Source organism: Delftia sp. 11MD (assembly GCF_050907895.1).
Taxonomy (GTDB): Bacteria; Pseudomonadota; Gammaproteobacteria; order Burkholderiales; family Burkholderiaceae_C; genus Comamonas; species Comamonas tsuruhatensis.
Map to the genome: position 1 here is coordinate 2,947,198 of NZ_CP194333.1, position 19,561 is coordinate 2,966,758.

Sequence of the window (19,561 nt, forward strand, 5' to 3'; positions counted from 1 at the left end):
CTCCTCATTGCATGGAGTGCAGGCCGATGCGGTTGCCCTCGGTGTCCACCACGACGGCGCAGTGGCCGTGGGGGCCGATGGAGAATTTGGCCTGCTCGATGTGCCCGCCTGCGGCCTCGACGCGGCCCTGTTCTATGGCGCAGTCCTCGCAGCCGAAATAGACCAGCGTGCCGCCGCCGCCGGAAGGTGCGCCGTCCATCCGCACCAGCATTCCGCCCGCGCCGGGGCCTGTCATGTCCATCGGAAAGGACAGCATCTCCTGGCTGTCGGAGCCATCGGGCGCGGGCAGGTGCTCCAGCTTGCCCTGGAAGACGGTTTCATAGAACCGGCGCGCACGCGCCATGTCCTGCACATGGATCTCGAACCAGACGACGGGATTGGCGTTCATGAGGACTCCTTCTTGGGTGACTGAGGCAATGTGTCGGCCGGCCTTGTTCAGGCCTCGCCCTTGACGTTGACCATCCAGGGTGTGTTGAAGCGGTCCGTCACCATGCCAAAGCCCGGCGACCAGAACGTGGCCTGGAAGGGCATGGTCACCTTGCCGCCTTCGGCCAGCGCGTTGAAGATGCGGCCGCCTTCGGTGGCGTCGTCCACGCCGATCGAGATCCACATGCCCTGGGCTTGCTGGTAGCCGCCGCCACCGCAGTTGTCGGTGGCGTCCGAGGCCATCAGCGCCTGGTCCTTGATCTGCAGGTGGGCATGCATGATCAGGCGCTTGTCGGCCTCGGGCATCTGCTCCATGCCCGGCGTCTCGCCAAAGGTGCTCTGGTGCACGATGGTGCCGCCGAACAGCCTGGCGTAGAAGGCGAAGGCCTCGGCACAGTTGCCGTTGAAGTTCAGATAGGGGATGAATTGCATGGAACGCTCCTGGGAGGGACGGTGGCGAGGGGAGTGGAGGAACGGGACGGCGGGGGAGGCTTCAGCCGCCGTCATGCGCGCGCTCAAGAGCGGCGATGTCCAGCTTTTGCATGCCCAGCAGGGCCTGCATCACGCGCTGGGCGGCGGCCATGTCGGGGCCTCCCATCCAGCTGGCCATCTGGGACGGAACGATTTGCCACGACAGGCCATGGCGGTCCTTGAGCCAGCCGCATTGACGCGCCGCCGGGTCGCCGCCCTCGGACAGGGCGCCCCAGTAGTGGTCTATCTCGTCCTGTGTATCGCAACTGACCATCAGCGAGACGGCCTCGTTGAAGCGGAACATGGGGCCGCCGTTGAGCGCCAGAAAGGGCTGGCCTTCCAGCTCGAATTGCACCGTCATCACGCTGCCCGCCGGCCTGCCGTGGATGTCGTGGCCTGCTTCGCCGTAGCGCGCAATGGCCGTGATGCGGGAATCGGGAAAGACTTCGGTATAGAAGCGCGCCGCCTGCTCGCCCTGGTTGTCGAACCAGAGGCAGGGCTGTATGCGGCCGGTGTGCAAAGCCATGCTTGTCTCCTTGGTGACGGTGATAACCGCTTTATGCCGTTCGATGCCGGCTTTTTATCGATTTCTGCCCGGCGTGTGTACGCCGTTCACATATGCTAGGGACTAAAATGGACGCTGTCCACATCAAGCGCTGTCAGCTTCGGTGTCAAGCTGTAAATCGGCGGGGCAGGGCTGTCTTCCCTCTCGGGTGATGCGGTCACGCAGAAAAAAGGAAGCAAAACAGTGACGCAGCGACGTGTCAGGCGTGAGTCATATCACCACGGCGACCTGCGCCAAGCCCTGGTCGAGGCTGGCCTGGCGCTGGCGCGTGAAGGCGGTCCCCAGGCGATCGTGCTGCGCGAGGCCACGCGCCGCGCGGGCGTGGCGCCCAATGCAGCCTATCGTCACTTTGCCAACCGCCAGGCGCTGTTTGATGCCGTGCGCGCTGCGGCCCTGGGCGCACTGGCAGCAGCCATCGAGGCCGAAATGGCCCAGGCGCGCACCCTGCCCGATGTGCTGCAGCGCTCACGCGCGCTGCTGGCTGCCGTGGGGCGCGGCTATCTGGGCTTTGCCCAGACGGAGACCGGCTGGTTTCGCACGGCCTTTGCTTCGGTCGAGTACGACGTGGACCTGCCGCCGGACACCACGCGTGCAGCGGCCATGGGACTGAACCCGTTCGAGCTGCTGGGCTATGCGCTGGACAGCATGGCCGAGGCCGGCGTGCTGCCTGCCGAGCGCCGGCCCCAGGCCGAGTTCCTGGCCTGGTCCGCGGTGCACGGCATGGCCTTGCTGGTGATAGACGGGCCGCTGCGCCACGCCACCGCCGAGCAGCGGCGCGCGCTGGCGCTGCGCCTGCTGGAGATGGTGGAAAAAGGCATTTGATGCGTGGCGGGGCGACACTGCCTCACAATGGCCTGCCTTTTTTCCATCGCCGCCCCGATGCCCGACGAACATTCCCTTTCCTCGCCTTCCCCCGCCGAGCCTGAACTGGCCGGCCAGGGCGAGCTGCGCGACCGCATCGCGCGTGCAGCCCATATCGCGGTGCTCACGGGCGCAGGCGTCAGCGCCGAATCCGGCGTACCCACCTTTCGCGACGACAAGAACAGCTACTGGGCACAGTTCAACCCGCAGGACATGGCCAGCGAGGCAGGCTTTCGCGCGCATCCGCAGCGCGTCTGGCAGTGGTATGCGCACCGGCGCGAAGCCGTGGCTGCGGTGCAGCCCAACGCCGGCCACCATGCGCTGGCGCAATGGGCCTTGCGCCACCCGGGCCGCATGACGCTGGTCACGCAGAACGTCGATGGCCTGCACCAGCGCGCAGGCAGCCCCGGCGTGCTGTGCCTGCATGGTGAGCTGATGCGGGACCGCTGGCTGGAAAGGCCGCGCGCATGCTGCGATCTGGCCCAGGTGAAGCCGGGCGAGCCGCCGCAGTGCGTCGTCTGCGGCAACCTGGTGCGCCCGGGCGTGGTCTGGTTCGGCGAGTCCCTGCCCATGGGCGTGTGGCAGGCCGCGGAGGCGGCGGTGCAGCAGTGCGATGTGCTGCTGGTGGTGGGCACATCGGGCGCCGTGTACCCGGCTGCAGGGCTGGCGCGAATCGCACGCAGGGCGGGCGCACATGTGGCCGTGATCAATCCCGCACCGTCCGAGCTGGATGACGCGGCCCACCAATGCCTGCGCGGCCCGTCGGCACAGGTGCTGCCGCTGCTGCTGGGCGACTGAAGGCGGAGGGGCAGGCCGCCCGACGCGGCCCAGGGGGGGAGGGAAGGGGCTTGCGCCATGGCGGCTCCATTTGACGCACAACCGGGGCAGTCCCCTCCCTCTCGCGCATCCGCTCAGATCCAGCCCAGCGCTCCCAGCGCCGCGCCGGCGCCCAGCAGCCACAGCAGGTGGATGCGCGTGCGCCAGACCAGCAGGGCGCAGACCAGGGTCAGCAGCCACAGGCGCCAATCCTGGGCGGCGCGACCGCTGCCCGTGCCCAGCAGCCAGCCCGTGGCCAGCAGCAGGCCGATGACCAGAGGGCCCATGCCCTGCTTGAAGGCCCGCACGCCGCGCCGGTTCCTGTTGCGCTGGCCCCAGCGCGATGCCTGCCAGGCCAGCAGCGAACTGGGCAAGAGGATGCCGATCATGCAGATGGTCACCCCCAGTGCTCCAAAGGCCCAGGCCAGCAGGCCCGTGCCTCCGCCTGCGTTCAGGCCCAGGTTCCATCCCAGCAAGGCGATGAACAGCACATTGGGCCCGGGCGCCGCCTGGGCAATGGCGATGGAGGAGCTGAATTGCGCCTCGCTGAGCCAGCCATGGCCATCGACCAGAAAACGGTGCATGTCGGGCGCCGTGGCAATGGCCCCGCCCACGGCCATCAGCGACAGCGTCAGGAAATACAGCATCAACTGCAACCAGTCGGCGGGCTGCAGGCTCAGTGCAATCTGGTGGGCAGCATTCATGGCGTGAGCTTTCTCCAGGTCAGCACGCAGCCCGCGCCGCCGACCACCAGCAGCACCCAGGCCAGCGGAATGCGCATCACCGCCATGGCAATGAACGAGGCCAGCGCCAGGCCCGCGCTGCACCAGCGCCCCAGCGGGTGGCGGCTCAGCGTGCTGGCCAGCTTCAGGCCCATGCCCGCCACCAGGCCGGCTGCGACGGCGCCCATGCCGCGCAGCGCGCCGGCCACGGCGGGGTGGTCGGCCAACTGGGAATAGATCACGGTCAGCGTCAGCACCAGCAGCATGGGAAAGCACAGCATGCCGCACACGGCCACCACGGCACCGCGCCAGCCGAAGTAGCGCTCGCCAATGGTGATGGACAGGTTGACCACATTGGGGCCGGGCATGATCTGGGCCACGGCCCAGTCCTCCACAAACTCTTCATTGGTCAGCCAGCGCTTTTTCTCGACCAGCTCGCGCTGTACCACGGCCAGCACACCGCCAAAGCCCTGCAGGGCCAGCCAGGTGAAGGACCAGAACAGATCGCGCAGATTGACGGGGGCGGGACGCCGGGCCGGCACATCGGCGGGGTCGTGTGGCGGGTGGGCCTGGGGCGGCGATGCGGGCATGTTCTGGCTTGTGTCTGAGCCGCCCGGGCAGGGCCCCGGGAGGGCATCGCTGTTGTCGTGGGGGGAACCGCGCGGGCCGGTCCTGTCTTCGTGCCTGCCGCCGGGGCGGCACGCACGGAATGTTAATCCTGCGCAGCGGCCTTGTCGGCAGCGGCCCCATCGGCAACGGCGATGGGGGCATTGCAAGCGCAGATGGCTTGCTGCCGGCATGCGCCCAGGCCTGCCCGCCGGCCTGTCTGAAGAGGAGTAGATTCTCTCCACCCACACAACCCGAGGATCTCCGACATGGACATGGATTGGAGCAAGGCGCTGCAGGAAAGCCTGGTCTGGCTGGCGGCGGCCTCAGTGATCACCGTCGTGGCTTTCGCGGCCGTGGCGCTGCTGGTGGTTCGATTCACCCGCTGGGGTCGGCAGTTCTGGCAGCTGGCCGGCCCGTTCCTGCACCCCAGAAACAGCTGGTGGCCGCTGCTGGTGTTCACGCTGCTGCTGGTGCTGGCCCTGGTCTCGGTGCGCATGAACGTGCTGTTTTCCTACTGGTACAACGGCTTCTACAGCGCGCTGCAGGAACTGGACCAGAAGGGCTTTTGGCGCTTCCTGGGTATCTTTGCGGTGCTGGCCACGGTCCACATCCTGCGCGAGCTGTTCAATTTCTATGTGAACCAGGCGTTTCGCATCCGCTGGCGGGTCTGGCTCAACGAGCGCGTGACCACCGACTGGATGCGCGGCGATGCCTACTATCGCAGCCACTTCCTGGACGAGCCGGTGGACAACCCCGACCAGCGCATCGAGCTGGATGTGAACACCTTTGTCTCGAACTCGCTGACCCTGGCGCTGGGTGCCGTCAGCGCGGTGGTCTCGCTGGTGGCGTTCACGGGCATTCTCTGGGGGCTGTCCGCGCCCATCGCGGTGGCGGGCGTGGAGGTTCCGCGGGCCATGGTGTTCGCGGTCTACCTCTATGTGATCGTCGCCACGCTGATCGCCTTTCGCCTGGGCCAGCCGCTGATCCGGCTGAACTTCCTGAACGAGAGGCTGACCGCCAACTTCCGCTACGCCCTGGTGCGCGTGCGCGAATATGCGGAGAACATCGCCTTCTACCAGGGCGCGGCCATCGAGCGCAACACGCTTTTGACGCGCTTTTCGGCGTTGATCGCCAATGTCTGGGCGCTGGTCTACCGCAGCCTGAAGTTCGACGGCTTCAACCTCACCGTCAACCAGGTGGCCGTGGTCTTTCCCTTTCTGCTGCAGGCGCCGCGCTTTTTCAGCGGTGCCATCAAGCTCGGTGATGTGATGCAGACCTCGCAGGCCTTTGGGCAGGTGCAGGATGCGCTGTCCTTCTTCCGAACCTCCTACGACACTTTCGCCCAGTACCGCGCTGCGCTGGATCGCCTGTGCGGCTTTCTGGATGCCAATGCGCAGACCCGCGAACTGCCCCAGGTCGTCCACAGAGAGCAGCCCGGCGCCCTGGACATCGAGCACCTGCAGGTCAGCCGCCCGGACGGCCACCACCTGCTCAGCGGCCTGCAACTGAAGCTCATTCCCGGCCAGGCGCTGCTGATCAAGGGGCCTTCGGGCAGCGGCAAGACCACCTTGCTGCGGTCCATTGCCGGCCTGTGGCCGCATGCCCAGGGCACGGTGGGCCGCCCGGGCGGCCACCAGGCGCTGTTCCTGTCGCAGCGCCCGTATCTGCCGCTGGGCGACCTGCGCACGGCCATTGCCTATCCGATGGATGCTTCACCGCAGGACGACGAGCGCCTTCAACAGGCGCTGCGCCAGGTCAGCCTGGCCCATTTGGCCGACAAGCTGGATGTCAACCAGGATTGGTCCCGCATCCTGTCGATTGGCGAGCAGCAGCGCCTGGCCTTTGCGCGCGTGCTGTTCAACCGGCCCGCCATCGTCTTTCTCGATGAATCCACCTCGGCCATGGACGAGGGCCTGGAGCATGCGCTGTACAACCTGCTGCGCGAGCAGATGCGCTCGACCATGCTGGTGAGCGTGGGCCACCGCAGCACGCTGGCGGGTTTCCATACCCACGCGCTGGCGGTCGATGGCAATGGCGGCTGGACGCTGTCGGAAGTAAGCGCACCGCAGAGCGCACCCCAGGATTGATCCGCGTGCGGCCCTGGGCCGCGCGCGATCAATCGTCCATGGGCAAAGAATCGCAGTTGCTCAGGTCGGAGGGCGGCTGCTGGGGCAGCTGGCGCACCGCGTCGCGCAAGGCGGTGCGCAGGCCCTCTTCCAGCACGGGGTGGTAGAAGGGCGCACGCAGCAACTCATGCACGGTCAGTTGCTGCTGCACGGCCAGGGCCAGCAGATGGGCCAGATGCTCGCCGGCCGGCGCGCACATTTCCGCGCCCAGCAGCCGGCCGCTGGCCGGGTCCGCATAGACGTGAAGCAGGCCCGCGTTGTGCTGCGCAGCGCGCGCACGCCCCTGGTGCGCGAAATCCACGCGGCCCACCACGAAGTCCTGCCCCAGCAGCGCCTTCATGGGCTGGCCCACGACGGCCGCGTTGGGCGAGCTGAAGACGATGGACAGCGGCGCGCGCCGCTCGAAGCAGGCCACGTTCTCTGCCATGGCGTTGGTGCCGGCAATATGGCCTTCGTCCACGGCCTCATGCAACAAGGGGCGGTCGCCATTGGCATCGCCCGCGAGGAACAGCGGCAGCTCACCGACCTGCAGTGTCTCGCGGCTCACGGGCGGCTGCCCGTGCTCGTCCAGCTCAAGTCCCAGCGTCTCCAGCCCCAGGCCTTCCAGCTGCGGGCGTCGGCCCATGGCGGCCACCACGTGGTCCACGACGATGCGGGCATCGCCTGCGCGCACGACGATGGTGTTGTCAGGACCTTTGCTCAATTGCGCCGCGTGGTCGGTGATCACCGTCATCTCTTTCTCAAGCAGATGCCGCAATGCGTCGGTGACATTCGGGTCGGACAGGCCGGCAAGCTTCGGGCCGCGTCCCAATGCGGTGACCTCCAGTCCCAGCCGCGCCAGCGCCTGTGCAATCTCCACGCCCAGCGGACCCAGGCCGACGACGGCTACGCGCGGGCCCAGCGTCTTGCGTTCGAACAAGGTGTCGGTGGTCAGGATGCGCTTGCCAAAGCGCTTCCATTCCTCCGGCACCACGGGGCTGGAGCCTGGAGCGAGGATGAGCTTGCGCGCAGCCAGCACCTTGCCATTGACCTCGATCCGATTGGCCGCCAGCAGCCTGGCACGCCCGTCGATGGCCCGCCAGCCCAGGCCCTCCGTGGCCTTGATCGTGCTTGCCACGAACTCGTCGCGCAGCTTGCGCACGCGGCGCAAAACGGCGGGCAGGTCCAGCTGCAGCCCGCTCGCGCCGCGTATGCCGAAGGCATCGAAGTGATGGCGTGCATGGAAGGCGTTGGCCGCCTCGATCAGCAACTTGGACGGCATGCATCCCACCCGCGCACAGGTCGTTCCCCAGGGCCCGTCGTTGACGATGGCGAAATGCTCCGTGTGCTTGCGCACCTCGCGCAGTGCCGACAGTCCGGCCGAGCCGGCACCGACGATGATCACGTCGAGGGCGGTGGTGGGTGGGTTTTTCATGCTGTCTGATTCCTTTGACTGTGGCACCAGGTCCCGTGGAGGTCTCCGCTGCCGGTGGATGTGCCGAAAGGTGTGCCGACGGAAGTGCCGACTGAAGTGCCGACAGATGGTCGAGATGACTGCCTCGCCTGCCATGGGACATGCGTGCCAGTCTGCATGCTGGCGCTCGCGGCAGTCGTAGGCGAAGGGCCGAAACCGCTGCTGGACATCCAGGGCCCGGCCCGTGCCGCGCAGGGGCTAGCCGGATGCCCAGTGTTGCCATGCCGCGCCCGTGCGGCTGCCTGATGCGCCGAAATCCGCTTCCCGCGCAAAGCGCCTGAGGGATGTCTCGGTAACCCTCAAATGGCTGATACGGCACAAGCGGCTTTGGGCTGTTTGCAGCCAGCGGCGCAGGGACCAATGAAGCTGCGCCACCATCTCGCCATGCACCTGTGCGCTGTGCAGGCGCAGGCGGCCATCGAGGATGAAGGCCCTCACCGACCGTGCGGACAGCTGCAGGTCCTCGCAGACCTGCCGCAGCCCGACGCCTTCGCGGACCCGGGTGCTCAGGCCGCGCCTGTGCATCTGGCAGCGAACGGAGCGTTCGCTGCGGTCCAGCCGGCGGCAGATCACCTGCACAGGCAGGACGCCGGCCCAGCGTTCGAGTGCCAGCAGTTCTGCGGGACTCCAGCGGCGGCGAATTGCGCCATTGGGCCGTGCGCTGTCGGATGTCAGGCAGTGTGTGATTGCCATGGAAAGCCCCCATTCATATGGCGCTGCGCTATGGCATGGCCTGAATCCCGGATGCCGATGAGACAATTATTGATGGGGGATTCTTTTGCAAGCTTTTGATTTTGTTGATTGTTTTTGTTGTTTTGATTGCTGCTCGGATGGACGGCTCCATACCGCGATGCCTATCGTGGAGCCGGGATGCGGATCACGGAAATAGCGTCTGCACCGGCGCGCATATGCCAAGCCCCATGCGGATTTCCTGTTCGGCGCCCGATTTCCATGAACGACTTCTTTGCTTTTTCAGGAGAACCCTTCATGCGCCTTCAGCCAAAGCATTTGAATTTTTCCGTTGCGTGCCTAGCGTTGCTGGCACTGCCGGCCGCGCAGGCCCTGCCCATGCAGGACGTGGGCACATCGGCAGGCCCGCAATGCGTGGGCCTGGACATCAACAACAGCGGCCATGTCGTGGGCGCCTGTGCAGAGAGCGACGGCTCGTCCGCAGGCTTCGTGTCGCTGGCGCCGGGCAGTGCGGCAGACCTTGTGCGCCTGTCGCCGGGGCGCAACTGCAACGCGGCGGCCATCACCAACAGCGGCCAGGTGGTGGGCACCTGCCTGGACGGCAATTCGGTGTCCGTCGGCGTGTTCTGGAATGCGGCCACGCCGGCCACGGTGCAGACACTGCAGCCGCTGACGCTCGATGTGCGCAGCATGCCCACGGCATTCAACCAGGGCGGCTATGTGGCAGGCGTCAGCCTGAGCGGCAGCAACACGGCCCGCCCTGTCATGTGGCGCAACAATGAAACCACGGCACGCGCGCTGCCGGCGGGCCTGCTGGGCCTGAACAGCACCAACTGCGTGCCGTCCGATGTGGACAATTTCGTGGTGGGCGGCAACATGCCGGGCATCGTGGGCAACTGTCCCGACAACAGCGGGCATCCGCGTCCTGTCTATTGGTCTGCCGCAGTCCTGGGCGGCTATATGGCCACGGCCCTGAACCTGCCTCTCAATGCCGTCTTCTGCCGCGCAAAGACCGTCGTCAATACCCGCATCATGGGCTACTGCGATTTTGGTGCCCAGGGTGGACGCACCGTCGTCTGGCTCAACTCGTCCTCCAGTCCGCAGGTGCTGTCCATATCGTCCCCGCCCGCGCGAAACAGCGGCGTCGATCTCAACATCCTCGGCGAGGTGATTGGGCACTACCAGTTGGCAGACGGGCGCAGCATGCCCTATTACTGGAACAGCCAGACCGGTGTCATCCGCGATATTCCTCCGCTGCCTGGCGGCATGAATGCACGTGTGGTGGATATCGGTGACAACGGAACGGTGGCAGGCCACAGCGAACTGGCCGACGGAAGTTCGCACGCCATCACCTGGACCCCCTTGGGCGGCACCGTGGACCAGGGAACCCTCGCAGGCGGCGAGAACAGTGCGGCCTCGGCACTGAGCCAGGATGGCTGCTACATGACAGGAAGGAGCGAAGTCGCGCAATTGGCCACGCATGCCTTCGTGCAGAACCTGTGCACGCCATGAAGGCGCAGCCTCGTCTCACACCGTGCATAAAGGAAATACCATGAAGATGCGATATCCAAGACTTGCAACCACACTGGCAATCGCTGTGTGCGGGCTCTGGGCCCCTGCAGTGCAAGCGAACGGCATTTCATTCGAGAATTTTTCCTCCTCCAATGCGGCACAGGCTTTTTTGGGCTCATATAGTATGTTGCCCCTGATGATGGCGCGAACGAGCGAGTTGTCGAAATTGATGGAAATGATGACTGCGAATACAGGTAAAACCGAACTAATGCCACTTCAGATGATGGCGAAATGAATATGAGCATGTTTGCGGTATGAATGCGCCTGTGGTGAATATAGGCGATACCGCAATGGTGGCTTGCTACAGCGAACTGGGCGATGAAAGCTTTCGCGCCATCATCTGGGCGTCCACAGACAACGCGTGCTGTGTGCAGAATCTGTGGACTCCTGCTCGTCAGTATCAATTTAAAAACGATGAGATAAAGGGGTTGAAATGAGATTTCGATATGAAAAATCATTGTCCACTATGGTGGTATTTGGTGTTTTAATGTCCTCATCTGCGGCGCATGCAAATAATATTTATTTTTCGGAAGATGGTCTAATAAATTTGGAAAATAGCAGCCTGTATGCAAATGGTAGTTCAGTTGGAGCTGGCTTTTATCATACTTGTGGCAGTGTTTTGATATCGGGAAATAAGTTGGTGACAGCTGCTTATTGCCTTGGGTATTCCTTTAGGGAACTACATTGATCAGGGCTTGAAAGCTAACTGTCTAATTTCACATGGCTTGTTTTGCCTGCTTGCGATTTGCTTTTTGGCCATTTGATGAGTAATTACCAGCATCAAATCAGTCTGGCAATGCCATGCGGCCCGGCCTTCCGCCATGGCTGGGCGCCTGTTCCGGCGCAGGGGCATCGTCGGCCATCAACTTCCCCATCAGGCCTCGCAGGATTGCCAGCGTCGGCGCCTCGCTGCGCTGACGCAGCGTGACCAGCCCGAAGCGGGCGGTGCTGCGCATGGGCGGGTCCATGGGCAATTCGGCCAGGTCCGGGGCGACGGCGCGCACGGCCAGCAGCACGGTGTCGCTGTTGCGCGCAACGTCCACAAGGCTGGGCAACTCCTCGCACTGCAGTGTGACGAACCGCGCCGGGTGGGCCATGGCGCCATAGGTCTCCACCAGCAGCCAGGCCACCTGGTCGCTCAATGGGGTGGAGGCGACGGGGTAGCGCTGCACATCCTCGAAGCGCAGATCCCGCTGCAGGCGGGCCAGTGGATGGTCGGTGCGGCACATGAAGGCGGCGCGCATTTCGTGCACGACGTCCAGCGCAAGGTCGGGTGCGGGCCGCAGCGCGCGCAGGTCCACGACCAGGGCGTCGAGCAGGCGCTCGCGTAGCGAGTGCACCAGCAGATCGGTGCTGCCGCGCGCCACCTCGGTTCGCACGCCGGGATGGTGCACGGTCATGTGCTGCAGGAACGGCGTCATCAATATTGCGCCGGGGCCCGATCCCAGGCCCACACGCACAGTGCCGGCCGCACCCTCGCGCAATTGGCGCCCCCTGTCACGCAGCTCGTCGGCTTCAGTCACCAGGGCGCGTGCCCGTCCCAGCATCTCGCGGCCGAATGCTGTGAGTTCGCTGTGGCGGCCGATGCGGTCGAACAAGGGTATGCCCAGCTCCTGCTCCAGCGCGCGCACGCTGCGGCTGAGGGCCGGCTGTGTCAGATGCATGGCCTCGGCCGAGCGGCTGAAGGAGCCGGTCTGCGCCACCGATATGAGATGTCTGAGCTGCACCAGCGTCATGATTTTTCGCGCCCTGAAGTCTGCATGAAACTCATGCTAATGCAGCCAACAATGCATTGGACGTTCGATGACCCGGCTCCTAGGATGCCGCGTATCCGGCCGACCGAGCCGGAGCCATCCAAGGAGACATGATGAGATTTTTGTTCCAGCGCGTTTGGCTGACGGGCGCCGGCCTGTTGCTGAGCGCGGGCCTGGCCTGTGCGCAGAGCCCGTCCTCCAGGCCCGTGAGCCTGATGGTTCCCTATCCGGCCGGCGGCCCTTCGGATGCCATTGCCCGCATCTTCAGCGTGCCGCTGTCCAAGACCCTGGGCCAGCAGGTCATCGTGGAGAACCTGGGCGGCGTCAGCGGCGCCATGGCCGCGCAGAAAGTGCTGGCCGCTCCGCCTGACGGGCACTACGTCTTCCAGGGCTCGCCCAACGAGGTGATCCTGTCGCCGCTGGCCAATGCCGCCGTGCGGCTCAAGGCCGAGGATTTCCGCCTGGTCCATCCCGTGGCCGAGGCCGTGATGGTCTTCGTCGCTCGCAAGGACCTGGAGGCCGGCAACGTGGATGAGCTGATCGCGCTGGCCCGCAAAAGCGCCAGCCGGCCGCTGTCGTACGGCAGTGTCGGCATTGGCTCGCTCTACCACCTGATCCTGGAGAAGGTGCAGCAGGACGCCGGCATACAACTCATGCATGCGCCCTACAAGGGCAATGCGCCGCTGCTGCAGGACATAGGCAGCGGGCAGGTCGATTTCGCTGTGCTCGTCTACAGCGCTGCCATGGGCGCGCTGGCCGAGCAGGGCCGGCTCAAGATCCTGGGCCAGCTGGGGGAGCAGCGATCGGAGCTGCTCAAGAATGTGCCCACGGTGCGTGAGGGCCGGGAGCTGAAAAACTTCGCCTACAAGACTTGGACCAGCTTCCTGGTGCGCAAGGACACGCCGCAGGAGGTGGTGCAAAGGCTGCACCAGGCGATAGGCGCCATGCTCAAGGACCCGGGCGTGCGCGAGCAACTGGCCCTGCAGACCCAACTGGCCGCGGCGCCCATGTCGCTGGCCGAAGCCGCGCAGTTCTATGAGGCCGAGACCGCCCGCTACCGTAGCATTGCCCGCTCCATCCGCCTGCAACCCCAGTGAGACGCCGCACATGAACACCCTTCTGGACACTTTGCGCGGCTCGGCCGCAGCCTTCGTCGAGGTGCGCCGCGACATCCACAGGCACCCCGAGCTCGGCTTCGAGGAACACCGCACCAGCGCCCTGGTCGCGCAGCAGCTGGAGCAATGGGGATACGAGGTGGAGCGCGGCCTGGGCGGCACCGGCGTGGTGGGGCGGCTGGTGCGCGGCAGCGGCAGCCGGCGCCTGGGCCTGCGCGCCGACATGGACGCGCTGCCCATCGCCGAGGCCAATGAATTCGCCCATGCCAGCACGCATGCCGGCGTCATGCATGCCTGCGGCCATGACGGCCATACCGCCATGCTGCTGGCAGCGGCCCGGCATCTGGCCGAGCACGGCGGCTTCGACGGAACGCTCACGCTGATCTTCCAGCCTGCGGAGGAGGGCGGCGGCGGCGCCCTGCGCATGATGGAGGACGGCCTCTTCGAGCGACATCCCTGCGACGCCATCTTTGCCATGCACAACATGCCGGGCCTGCCCCAGGGAAGGCTGGCCTTGCGCGAGGGCGCAGCCATGGCGTCCTCCGACTACGCCACGCTCACGCTCACCGGGGTGGGCGGGCATGGTGCCATGCCGCACCGCGCGGCCGACCCCATCGTTGCGGCCGCCAGCATCGTCATGGCCTTGCAGACCATCGTCTCGCGCAACATCGATCCGCTGCAGATGGCGGTGGTGACCGTGGGCGCCATCCATGCGGGCAAGGCCAACAACGTGATCGCCCACAGCGCGGTGCTGGAGTTGAGCGTGCGTGCGCTGGATGCCGATGTGCGCAGGCTGCTGGAGGAGCGCATTCGCGACCTGGTGAGTGCGCAGGCCGAGAGCTTCGGCGTGCAGGCGCAACTCGACTGGCGACCCGGCTATGCCGTGCTGGTCAATACGCCCAAGGAGACGGACTTCGCGCGCCAGATCGCGCTGGAGCTGCTGGGCCCGGAACATGTCACGCTGCAGGCGCCACCCTTGCCGGGCAGCGAAGACTTTGCCTTCATGCTGCAGCGCGTGCCAGGCAGCTATCTGCTGATTGGCAATGGCGAGGGAAGCGAGCAAGGCGCCTGCATGGTGCACAACCCGGGCTATGACTTCAACGACGACAACATCGCCGTGGGAGCCGCCTATTGGGTGCTGCTGGCGCAGCGGTTTCTGGTGGCCGGTTGAACTGCTTGAGCCCGGCGCATCTCATTCGCTGGGGTGGACTTCCAGCCAGCCCACGCGTCCTTGACCGCTCTCGTTGAGGCGGCTCACAAAGCCTTCAGCCTGCGACTGCGGCAGGCGCAGATCGAACTGCACCAGCGATCCATGCTCGACCTGGAGCAATTCGGCGCCTGCCGCCTCGATCTCGCGCCGCACCAGGCCTTCGAGCGCATAAGGGACACTGCAGCGCAGCAATTGCATGCGCTGCAGCGTCACCTTTTCGGCGGTCAGCAAGGCCTGGGCCACGGCATCGGTGTAGGCACGGACCAGGCCGCCGGCACCCAGCTTGACGCCGCCGAAGTAGCGCACCACGGTGGCCAGCACGCCTTCCAGGTCCTGGTGGCGCAGCACGTCCAGCATGGGGCGGCCTGCCGTGCCGCTGGGCTCGCCGTCATCGACGGCTGCCGACTGGCCGCCTGCCAGCAGCGCCCAGCAGACATGGGCGGCGCCGGGGTGCTCGCGGCGCAGCGCATCGACCACGGCCTGGGCGCTGGCGCGGTCGGACATGGGCTGCACGCAGCCGATGAAGCGGCTTTTCTTGATGATGAGTTCGCTGTGCGCGGGCGCGCGGAGTGTCTGTGGCATGGAGGGCGGCAAGCTTACCCGATTGCCCCTGGCCCGGGGTTTGGCGCATGGATTCATTACGCCTTTATTACGAAGCGCTACACATTTGTGAGCATGCGTACCTTGTGTCATTTCAGCTTCAGAGGGTTGCATCCAGGTTTGTCCTACAGAAATCGTGAAAGATTCGCAGTAAGCTTTCTGTCAAGGAGGCGCAACCATGAACACCCCACCTTCCCGCGATCCCGTTCTCACCGAACACACCTTTGGCCGCGATCATTTCAGTCCTCCGCCCATGGCGTTGGAGCAGGCAGGCCAGGACCATGAAGCCGCCGGTGGCGGCCTTCCTCTGGACCTGGACCAGCGCATTCGCAACGTAGGCGAATGGTGATGGCTGCAGCCGTGCAGCCAAGGGCCATCCGGCCAGGCTGAGCGGCTCCAACGACCGCCGACAGGAACGCAGCAGGCAATGGCCTCGCTGCGCTGGATTTATCATTCCAACATCTTCACCCAGGCCGGCTGCGCAATGCACCGGCCTTTTTGCATTCCTGCCACAGCCTGTTCCCGCACCCATGAGCAATGACACCATTCGCAGCCATTGGCTGCTGGCACCTGCCTGCGCCAGCGATGCCAGCCTGCCTGTGCCGCTGGGCGATGTGACGGCGCTGCTGGAGCAGGTGGGCCGCTCCAGCGGCAGCAGCGACGAGGTGGCCGGGCAGCTGCTGCACCTGCTGGGCCGGCATGTGCCGTTGGCGCAGTGCACGATCTTTTCGTTCCAGGGGCGATCTCGGCCGCGCATCGTGGGGTTCGGGGACCGGGCACGCACAGGCGCACTGCCTTTGATTTCCCAGGATTACAGCGAGCGCTTCTATCCACTGGACGGCGCGCAGCGCGTGATGCAGGCCGAGCTGGCGCGGCAGCAGCGCAATCCCCAGGCGCCAGCGCGCGTCTGGCTCCATCGCCAGAAGCCTTCGGACGTGAGCCATCCCGAGTACCGCCGTGTCTGCTATGACCTGCCCCGCCTGGTGGAGCGGCTTTCGCTGCTGACCCTGCAGACCGGCGCACGCTGGCTGGCGGTGAATCTGTACCGGGGTGAGGAGCACGGCGGCTTTGACCCGCAGTCCATTGCACGCATCGAGGCCTTTGCTCCGCTGGTCATGCAGGCCATGCGCCTGCATTACGCAGGCCAGGCCCTGCAGGACGATCTGGCGGGCCTGGTGCTGGCGCGCCTGGCGCGGCGCTTTGCGCATCTCACGCAACGCGATATGGACGTGGTGCGCTGCGTGGTCGAGGGGCTGGACACCGAGCGGCTGGCGCAGCGCCTGGGCATCACGGTGGCCAGTGCCCGGACCTATCTCAAGCGCGTCTGCGGCAAGCTGGGCGTGCAGGGGCAGCGCGAGCTGTTTGCCTTGCTGATGGAGCCCGAGGCGCTGTCCTGAGCCTGGGGGCTGGAGGGTCCTGTCTGTCCCCATCCGGGGACATTGCCGGAGCGGGGGCTGCCTACACTGCGGCCTCACAAAGACGCAAGACGCAAGACGGAGACATCCATGCATCAGCCCCATGCCCAGCCGCGGCATTCCATCTACTACCGGTACCGGGTGCACCAGCCCTGGCTGCCTTCGCAGCATCCAGGGGTGCAGCGCCATCCTGTCGTCATCGTCGGCACGGGCCCTGTGGGGCTGACCACGGCGCTGGAGCTGGCGCGCCACGGCCAGCGCTGCGTGCTGCTGGAGTCCGAACTGCAGGTGTCCGAAGGCAGCCGCGCCATCGTCTTCACGCGCCGCTCCATGGAGATCCTGCAGCAGGTGGGCGTGGCCGAGCGGGTCATGGCGAACGCCTTGCCCTGGCGCTGTGGCAACTCGTTCTACCGGGGGCAGCGCGTGTTCCGCATGGAGGCGCCGCACAGCGAGGACGATCGCTTCCATCCCATGACCAATCTGCAGCAGCAGTACCTGGAGGAATACCTGGTCGATGCGGTGCTGGCCCATCCGCTGATCGAGCTGCGCTGGGGCAACCGCGTGGACCGGGTGGAGCAGGTCGGCAGCGGCGCCGCCGCAAAGGCGCGGCTGCAAGTGGACACGCCGCAAGGCCCGTATGCGATGGAGGCCGACTGGCTGGTCGCCGCCGATGGCGCCCGCTCCGGCATACGCACGGCCATGGGCCTGGTGATGGAGGGGGCGTCGTACGAGGGCCGCTTCGTGATCGCCGACATCCGCATCGACCTGCCACTGCCCACGGAGCGCCTGGCCTTCTTCGACCCGGTCTGGAACCCCGGCAACACCATCCTGATGCACCGCGAGCCGCATGGCATCTGGCGCGTGGACTACCAACTGCCTGCGGGCGAGGACGCGCAGCAGGCGCTGCAGCCCGAATCGCTCAAGGCGCGCATCGACGCGCAGCTGGAGATGATCGGCTTCGGCGGCACGCCCTGGGAAATGGACTGGAGTTCGGTCTACTCCGCCCGCGCGCTGACCTTGCCGGACTATGTGCACGGCCGCGTGATCTTCGCGGGCGATGCGGCCCACATGCTGCCCATCTTCGGCGTGCGCGGTGCCAACACGGGTTTTCAGGATGCCCAGGCCCTGGCTTGGCGGCTGGCCCTGGTGGCGCGCGGCGTGGCGCCGGTGAGGCTGCTGGACAGCTACAGCGGCGAGCGCGTGGGCGCGGCGCGCGAGATTGTCGAAGAGGCCGGCAAGAGCACGCGCTTCATGGCGCCGCCCTCGCGCGGCTTCCGGCTGCTGCGCGATGCCGTGCTGTCGCTGTCGCTCACCCAGGAATTCGTGCGGCCGCTGTACCACTGGCGCACCTCCCGGCCGCACGAATACGCGCACTCGCCGCTCAACAGCGCGGATGACGACAACCACCTGTTTGAAGCCGGCCCTGGCCATGGCGCACCGCCGCTGAACCTGCGCCTGGGGCCCGATGACTATCTGCTGGACCACCTGGGCGGTGGATTCGACCTGCTGTATTTCACCGATGGCACGCCCGTGCCTGCCCAGTGGTGCGAAGTTGCCAGGATGGCGCGCGGCCGTGGCGTGGGCCTGCGCATCGTGGCCATCTCCAGCCAGGCGGCCGCGCAGCCGGTCCAGGGTGCCGATCTGACCCTGGCCGATGCAGATGGCCGCTGCCGTGCACGCCATGGCGTGCCGGCAGGGCACCCGCCTGGTGCCGCCTATCTGCTGCGGCCCGATCAGCATGTCTGCGCGCGCTGGCTGGCGCTGGATGCCCGGCGCCTGCAATCGGCCATCGACAACGCCACCTGCACGCAAGGAGTTCCGGCATGAGCCAAGAACAGACATCACCCCACACCCTCGATATCGCCGGCCTGGAAACTGTCTACGACCAGCTGGCCACAGCCATCGACACGGCGGGCCCGCAGCGGTCCGAGCTGTTCCTGGTCAAGCTGGCGCTGCTGGCGGCCGAACGGCTGGGCAGCGCGTCCGTGTTCTCGGAGCTGGTGCAGGCGGCGCAGCAGGATCTCTAGTGCGTAGTCGCGCTCCAGGGAAAACCGCTATCGCTGTCGGGGTGCCGACGGGCCGTGGCATGGCCGGCACTGGCTAACATCGGCCCGAAAACAAGGGTCCCGCGAGCCATGGATGTACTCAGTGAAGTTCTCGATATTTGCCGCTCGGAGCGCGCCGTCACGGCGCGCTTTGCGCTGACGGCGCCGTGGAGCCTGAAGTCCACGGGCGTCACCGGCGCCATGATCCGCATGGCGCGCGGCGCGCCTTACTGGATCCAGGTGGAAGGCATGCCGGCGCTGCGGGTCGAGCCCGGCGATCTGGTCATGCTGCCCATGGGCGCCGCGCATGTGGTGGCGTCCGACATGGACGTTGCCAGCGAGCTGTTCTCGCGCATGATCGCCCGCCACGCCGAAGGACCGCGGGACGAGAATCCCCTGGTCTTCAGCCATGGCGGCGGCGGCGAGGCCACGGACATGTTTTCGGCCCTGTTGTGGTTTTCCGCCTACTGCCGTCATTCGGTGTTCCGCATCCTGCCGCCGCTGATCCACATCCGGGCAAGCGACCTGCCGCTGGCCGACTGCCTGGCCACCACCATGGAGTCGCTCACGCTGGAGACGCTGGCGCGGCGCCCGGGCTGGCGCCTGTCGGCCGCGCGCATGGGCGAGCTGCTGCTGGTCAACATCCTGCGCGAGCACCTGGCGCGCGAGGCCGCCGTGGGTGAAGGCTGGCTGCGGGGCCTGGGCGATGCCTGTGTTGCGCGTGCTCTGGTGTGCATGCACCGCGAACCGCAGCGGGCCTGGAGCGTGGAGACGCTGGCCATCGAGGCCGGCATGTCGCGCACCCGCTTCAGCATGCGTTTCAAGGAGCTGGTGGGTGCCACGCCCATCGGCTATCTGACGGCGCACCGCATGGCGCTGGCCGCCCAGCAGATGGAGGCCGGCGGGCTGTCATCGGCCCGCATCGCCGAGAACGCGGGCTACGACTCGCCGAAGGTGTTTGCACGGGCATTTCGCCGCTGGTCCGGGCACACGCCCAAGGCCTGGCTGGCGCAGGAGGCCGCAAAGAGGTCGGGCTGGCAGCAGCAGGAAGGCCGTATCAGGGGGCTGGAGCAAGACCCTTGACCAGCAGGGTTGAGTGCCGAAACGTACA

Annotated in this window: 22 protein-coding genes; 13 read left to right on the plus strand and 9 right to left on the minus strand. The window is 66.2% G+C overall.

Going from position 1 to position 19,561, the window contains the following annotated elements:
- Nucleotides 1–4: 4 nt before the first annotated feature.
- From ACRSCF_RS13370 to ACRSCF_RS13380, 3 genes are all read right to left on the minus strand, one after another.
- Nucleotides 5–388, minus strand: a complete 384-nt coding sequence (locus ACRSCF_RS13370; protein WP_017403915.1) for a VOC family protein — start codon at nucleotides 386–388, stop codon at nucleotides 5–7.
- Nucleotides 389–435: 47 nt separating this feature from the next.
- Nucleotides 436–858, minus strand: coding sequence for a VOC family protein (locus tag ACRSCF_RS13375; protein ID WP_034365141.1), 423 nt, complete (start codon nucleotides 856–858; stop codon nucleotides 436–438).
- A gap of 61 nt (nucleotides 859–919) precedes the next feature.
- Nucleotides 920–1,423: a VOC family protein gene (locus tag ACRSCF_RS13380; RefSeq protein ID WP_016447147.1), complete on the minus strand. Its 504-nt coding sequence runs from the start codon at nucleotides 1,421–1,423 to the stop codon at nucleotides 920–922.
- A 222-nt stretch (nucleotides 1,424–1,645) separates the two neighbouring features.
- Here ACRSCF_RS13380 and ACRSCF_RS13385 point away from each other — a divergent pair, with 222 nt between their 5' ends.
- Both ACRSCF_RS13385 and ACRSCF_RS13390 read left to right on the plus strand, forming a co-directional pair.
- Nucleotides 1,646–2,284 carry a TetR/AcrR family transcriptional regulator gene (locus ACRSCF_RS13385; protein WP_016447146.1) on the plus strand — a complete coding sequence of 213 codons (639 nt, stop codon included), beginning with the start codon at nucleotides 1,646–1,648 and terminating at the stop codon, nucleotides 2,282–2,284.
- 57 nt (nucleotides 2,285–2,341) lie between these two features.
- A complete protein-coding gene (locus ACRSCF_RS13390) occupies nucleotides 2,342–3,121 on the plus strand; it encodes an SIR2 family NAD-dependent protein deacylase (protein WP_244388117.1) in 780 nt (259 codons plus the stop codon).
- 113 nt (nucleotides 3,122–3,234) lie between these two features.
- Here ACRSCF_RS13390 and ACRSCF_RS13395 read toward each other — a convergent pair whose 3' ends face one another.
- The gene (locus tag ACRSCF_RS13395; RefSeq protein WP_244388119.1) at nucleotides 3,235–3,843 is read right to left on the minus strand and encodes a chromate transporter; all 609 of its coding nucleotides are present in this window, start codon (nucleotides 3,841–3,843) and stop codon (nucleotides 3,235–3,237) included.
- On the minus strand, nucleotides 3,840–4,451 hold the full coding sequence (locus ACRSCF_RS13400; RefSeq protein ID WP_016447143.1) for a chromate transporter: 612 nt from the start codon (nucleotides 4,449–4,451) through the stop codon (nucleotides 3,840–3,842). Before ACRSCF_RS13400 ends, ACRSCF_RS13395 begins: the two co-directional genes overlap by 4 nt.
- A gap of 285 nt (nucleotides 4,452–4,736) precedes the next feature.
- Between ACRSCF_RS13400 and ACRSCF_RS13405 the strand changes: the two genes are divergently transcribed.
- Complete coding sequence (locus ACRSCF_RS13405; RefSeq protein ID WP_244388121.1) at nucleotides 4,737–6,557, plus strand: ABC transporter ATP-binding protein/permease; 1,821 nt, start codon at nucleotides 4,737–4,739, stop codon at nucleotides 6,555–6,557.
- 28 nt (nucleotides 6,558–6,585) lie between these two features.
- Here the strand turns inward: ACRSCF_RS13405 and ACRSCF_RS13410 are convergent, their stop codons facing one another.
- Together ACRSCF_RS13410 and ACRSCF_RS13415 are read right to left on the minus strand one after the other, a co-directional pair.
- Nucleotides 6,586–8,010, minus strand: coding sequence for a dihydrolipoyl dehydrogenase (locus ACRSCF_RS13410; protein ID WP_034365929.1), 1,425 nt, complete (start codon nucleotides 8,008–8,010; stop codon nucleotides 6,586–6,588).
- Nucleotides 8,011–8,247: 237 nt separating this feature from the next.
- Nucleotides 8,248–8,742, minus strand: a complete 495-nt coding sequence (locus tag ACRSCF_RS13415) for a hypothetical protein (protein WP_034365926.1) — start codon at nucleotides 8,740–8,742, stop codon at nucleotides 8,248–8,250.
- A gap of 294 nt (nucleotides 8,743–9,036) precedes the next feature.
- Here ACRSCF_RS13415 and ACRSCF_RS13420 point away from each other — a divergent pair, with 294 nt between their 5' ends.
- Genes ACRSCF_RS13420 through ACRSCF_RS13430 form a run of 3 tightly spaced genes read left to right on the plus strand, consistent with a single transcriptional unit; the run spans nucleotide 9,037 to nucleotide 10,748 of the window.
- Nucleotides 9,037–10,251: an HAF family protein gene (locus tag ACRSCF_RS13420; RefSeq protein ID WP_034365935.1), complete on the plus strand. Its 1,215-nt coding sequence runs from the start codon at nucleotides 9,037–9,039 to the stop codon at nucleotides 10,249–10,251.
- 40 nt (nucleotides 10,252–10,291) lie between these two features.
- Nucleotides 10,292–10,546: a hypothetical protein gene (locus ACRSCF_RS13425; RefSeq protein ID WP_158528272.1), complete on the plus strand. Its 255-nt coding sequence runs from the start codon at nucleotides 10,292–10,294 to the stop codon at nucleotides 10,544–10,546.
- A gap of 19 nt (nucleotides 10,547–10,565) precedes the next feature.
- Nucleotides 10,566–10,748: a hypothetical protein gene (locus ACRSCF_RS13430; protein WP_158528271.1), complete on the plus strand. Its 183-nt coding sequence runs from the start codon at nucleotides 10,566–10,568 to the stop codon at nucleotides 10,746–10,748.
- A gap of 348 nt (nucleotides 10,749–11,096) precedes the next feature.
- Here the strand turns inward: ACRSCF_RS13430 and ACRSCF_RS13435 are convergent, their stop codons facing one another.
- On the minus strand, nucleotides 11,097–12,047 hold the full coding sequence (locus tag ACRSCF_RS13435) for a LysR family transcriptional regulator (RefSeq protein ID WP_244388123.1): 951 nt from the start codon (nucleotides 12,045–12,047) through the stop codon (nucleotides 11,097–11,099).
- Nucleotides 12,048–12,178: 131 nt separating this feature from the next.
- Between ACRSCF_RS13435 and ACRSCF_RS13440 the strand changes: the two genes are divergently transcribed.
- A complete protein-coding gene (locus ACRSCF_RS13440; protein ID WP_016447137.1) occupies nucleotides 12,179–13,162 on the plus strand; it encodes a tripartite tricarboxylate transporter substrate binding protein in 984 nt (327 codons plus the stop codon).
- 10 nt (nucleotides 13,163–13,172) lie between these two features.
- The gene (locus ACRSCF_RS13445; RefSeq protein ID WP_016451680.1) at nucleotides 13,173–14,351 is read left to right on the plus strand and encodes a M20 aminoacylase family protein; all 1,179 of its coding nucleotides are present in this window, start codon (nucleotides 13,173–13,175) and stop codon (nucleotides 14,349–14,351) included.
- A 21-nt stretch (nucleotides 14,352–14,372) separates the two neighbouring features.
- Here ACRSCF_RS13445 and ACRSCF_RS13450 read toward each other — a convergent pair whose 3' ends face one another.
- The gene (locus tag ACRSCF_RS13450) at nucleotides 14,373–14,972 is read right to left on the minus strand and encodes an IMPACT family protein (protein WP_016447135.1); all 600 of its coding nucleotides are present in this window, start codon (nucleotides 14,970–14,972) and stop codon (nucleotides 14,373–14,375) included.
- A 196-nt stretch (nucleotides 14,973–15,168) separates the two neighbouring features.
- On the opposite strand from ACRSCF_RS13450, the gene ACRSCF_RS13455 reads away from it, so the two are divergent.
- The 5 genes from ACRSCF_RS13455 (at nucleotide 15,169) to ACRSCF_RS13475 (ending at nucleotide 19,533) form a co-directional block, all read left to right on the plus strand.
- Nucleotides 15,169–15,339 carry a hypothetical protein gene (locus tag ACRSCF_RS13455; RefSeq protein ID WP_016447134.1) on the plus strand — a complete coding sequence of 57 codons (171 nt, stop codon included), beginning with the start codon at nucleotides 15,169–15,171 and terminating at the stop codon, nucleotides 15,337–15,339.
- Between the two features lie 181 nt (nucleotides 15,340–15,520).
- On the plus strand, nucleotides 15,521–16,387 hold the full coding sequence (locus ACRSCF_RS13460; protein ID WP_034365923.1) for a helix-turn-helix transcriptional regulator: 867 nt from the start codon (nucleotides 15,521–15,523) through the stop codon (nucleotides 16,385–16,387).
- 108 nt (nucleotides 16,388–16,495) lie between these two features.
- The gene (locus ACRSCF_RS13465) at nucleotides 16,496–18,232 is read left to right on the plus strand and encodes an FAD-dependent monooxygenase (protein WP_017403933.1); all 1,737 of its coding nucleotides are present in this window, start codon (nucleotides 16,496–16,498) and stop codon (nucleotides 18,230–18,232) included.
- Nucleotides 18,229–18,432 (plus strand): hypothetical protein, encoded by a 204-nt coding sequence (locus ACRSCF_RS13470; protein WP_016447131.1) that lies wholly within the window; start codon nucleotides 18,229–18,231, stop codon nucleotides 18,430–18,432. The genes ACRSCF_RS13465 and ACRSCF_RS13470 overlap by 4 nt, the downstream gene beginning before the upstream one ends.
- 108 nt (nucleotides 18,433–18,540) lie before the next feature.
- The gene (locus tag ACRSCF_RS13475) at nucleotides 18,541–19,533 is read left to right on the plus strand and encodes an AraC family transcriptional regulator (protein WP_016447130.1); all 993 of its coding nucleotides are present in this window, start codon (nucleotides 18,541–18,543) and stop codon (nucleotides 19,531–19,533) included.
- The last annotated feature ends 28 nt before the right edge of the window (nucleotides 19,534–19,561 follow it).

Bases quoted from the DNA above. Each gene is read 5' to 3' on its own strand.
- ACRSCF_RS13415 (WP_034365926.1), bottom strand. From the start codon at position 8,742: ATGGCAATCACACACTGCCTGACATCCGACAGCGCACGGCCCAATGGC.
- ACRSCF_RS13370 (WP_017403915.1), bottom strand. From the start codon at position 388: ATGAACGCCAATCCCGTCGTCTGGTTCGAGATCCATGTGCAGGACATG.
- ACRSCF_RS13475 (WP_016447130.1), top strand. From the start codon at position 18,541: ATGGATGTACTCAGTGAAGTTCTCGATATTTGCCGCTCGGAGCGCGCC.
- ACRSCF_RS13395 (WP_244388119.1), bottom strand. From the start codon at position 3,843: ATGAATGCTGCCCACCAGATTGCACTGAGCCTGCAGCCCGCCGACTGG.
- ACRSCF_RS13380 (WP_016447147.1), bottom strand. From the start codon at position 1,423: ATGGCTTTGCACACCGGCCGCATACAGCCCTGCCTCTGGTTCGACAAC.
- ACRSCF_RS13460 (WP_034365923.1), top strand. From the start codon at position 15,521: ATGAGCAATGACACCATTCGCAGCCATTGGCTGCTGGCACCTGCCTGC.
- ACRSCF_RS13445 (WP_016451680.1), top strand. From the start codon at position 13,173: ATGAACACCCTTCTGGACACTTTGCGCGGCTCGGCCGCAGCCTTCGTC.
- ACRSCF_RS13450 (WP_016447135.1), bottom strand. From the start codon at position 14,972: ATGCCACAGACACTCCGCGCGCCCGCGCACAGCGAACTCATCATCAAG.
- ACRSCF_RS13400 (WP_016447143.1), bottom strand. From the start codon at position 4,451: ATGCCCGCATCGCCGCCCCAGGCCCACCCGCCACACGACCCCGCCGAT.
- ACRSCF_RS13390 (WP_244388117.1), top strand. From the start codon at position 2,342: ATGCCCGACGAACATTCCCTTTCCTCGCCTTCCCCCGCCGAGCCTGAA.
- ACRSCF_RS13375 (WP_034365141.1), bottom strand. From the start codon at position 858: ATGCAATTCATCCCCTATCTGAACTTCAACGGCAACTGTGCCGAGGCC.
- ACRSCF_RS13465 (WP_017403933.1), top strand. From the start codon at position 16,496: ATGCATCAGCCCCATGCCCAGCCGCGGCATTCCATCTACTACCGGTAC.
- ACRSCF_RS13420 (WP_034365935.1), top strand. From the start codon at position 9,037: ATGCGCCTTCAGCCAAAGCATTTGAATTTTTCCGTTGCGTGCCTAGCG.
- ACRSCF_RS13425 (WP_158528272.1), top strand. From the start codon at position 10,292: ATGAAGATGCGATATCCAAGACTTGCAACCACACTGGCAATCGCTGTG.
- ACRSCF_RS13430 (WP_158528271.1), top strand. From the start codon at position 10,566: ATGAATGCGCCTGTGGTGAATATAGGCGATACCGCAATGGTGGCTTGC.
- ACRSCF_RS13455 (WP_016447134.1), top strand. From the start codon at position 15,169: ATGAACACCCCACCTTCCCGCGATCCCGTTCTCACCGAACACACCTTT.
- ACRSCF_RS13405 (WP_244388121.1), top strand. From the start codon at position 4,737: ATGGACATGGATTGGAGCAAGGCGCTGCAGGAAAGCCTGGTCTGGCTG.
- ACRSCF_RS13440 (WP_016447137.1), top strand. From the start codon at position 12,179: ATGAGATTTTTGTTCCAGCGCGTTTGGCTGACGGGCGCCGGCCTGTTG.
- ACRSCF_RS13410 (WP_034365929.1), bottom strand. From the start codon at position 8,010: ATGAAAAACCCACCCACCACCGCCCTCGACGTGATCATCGTCGGTGCC.
- ACRSCF_RS13435 (WP_244388123.1), bottom strand. From the start codon at position 12,047: ATGACGCTGGTGCAGCTCAGACATCTCATATCGGTGGCGCAGACCGGC.
- ACRSCF_RS13470 (WP_016447131.1), top strand. From the start codon at position 18,229: ATGAGCCAAGAACAGACATCACCCCACACCCTCGATATCGCCGGCCTG.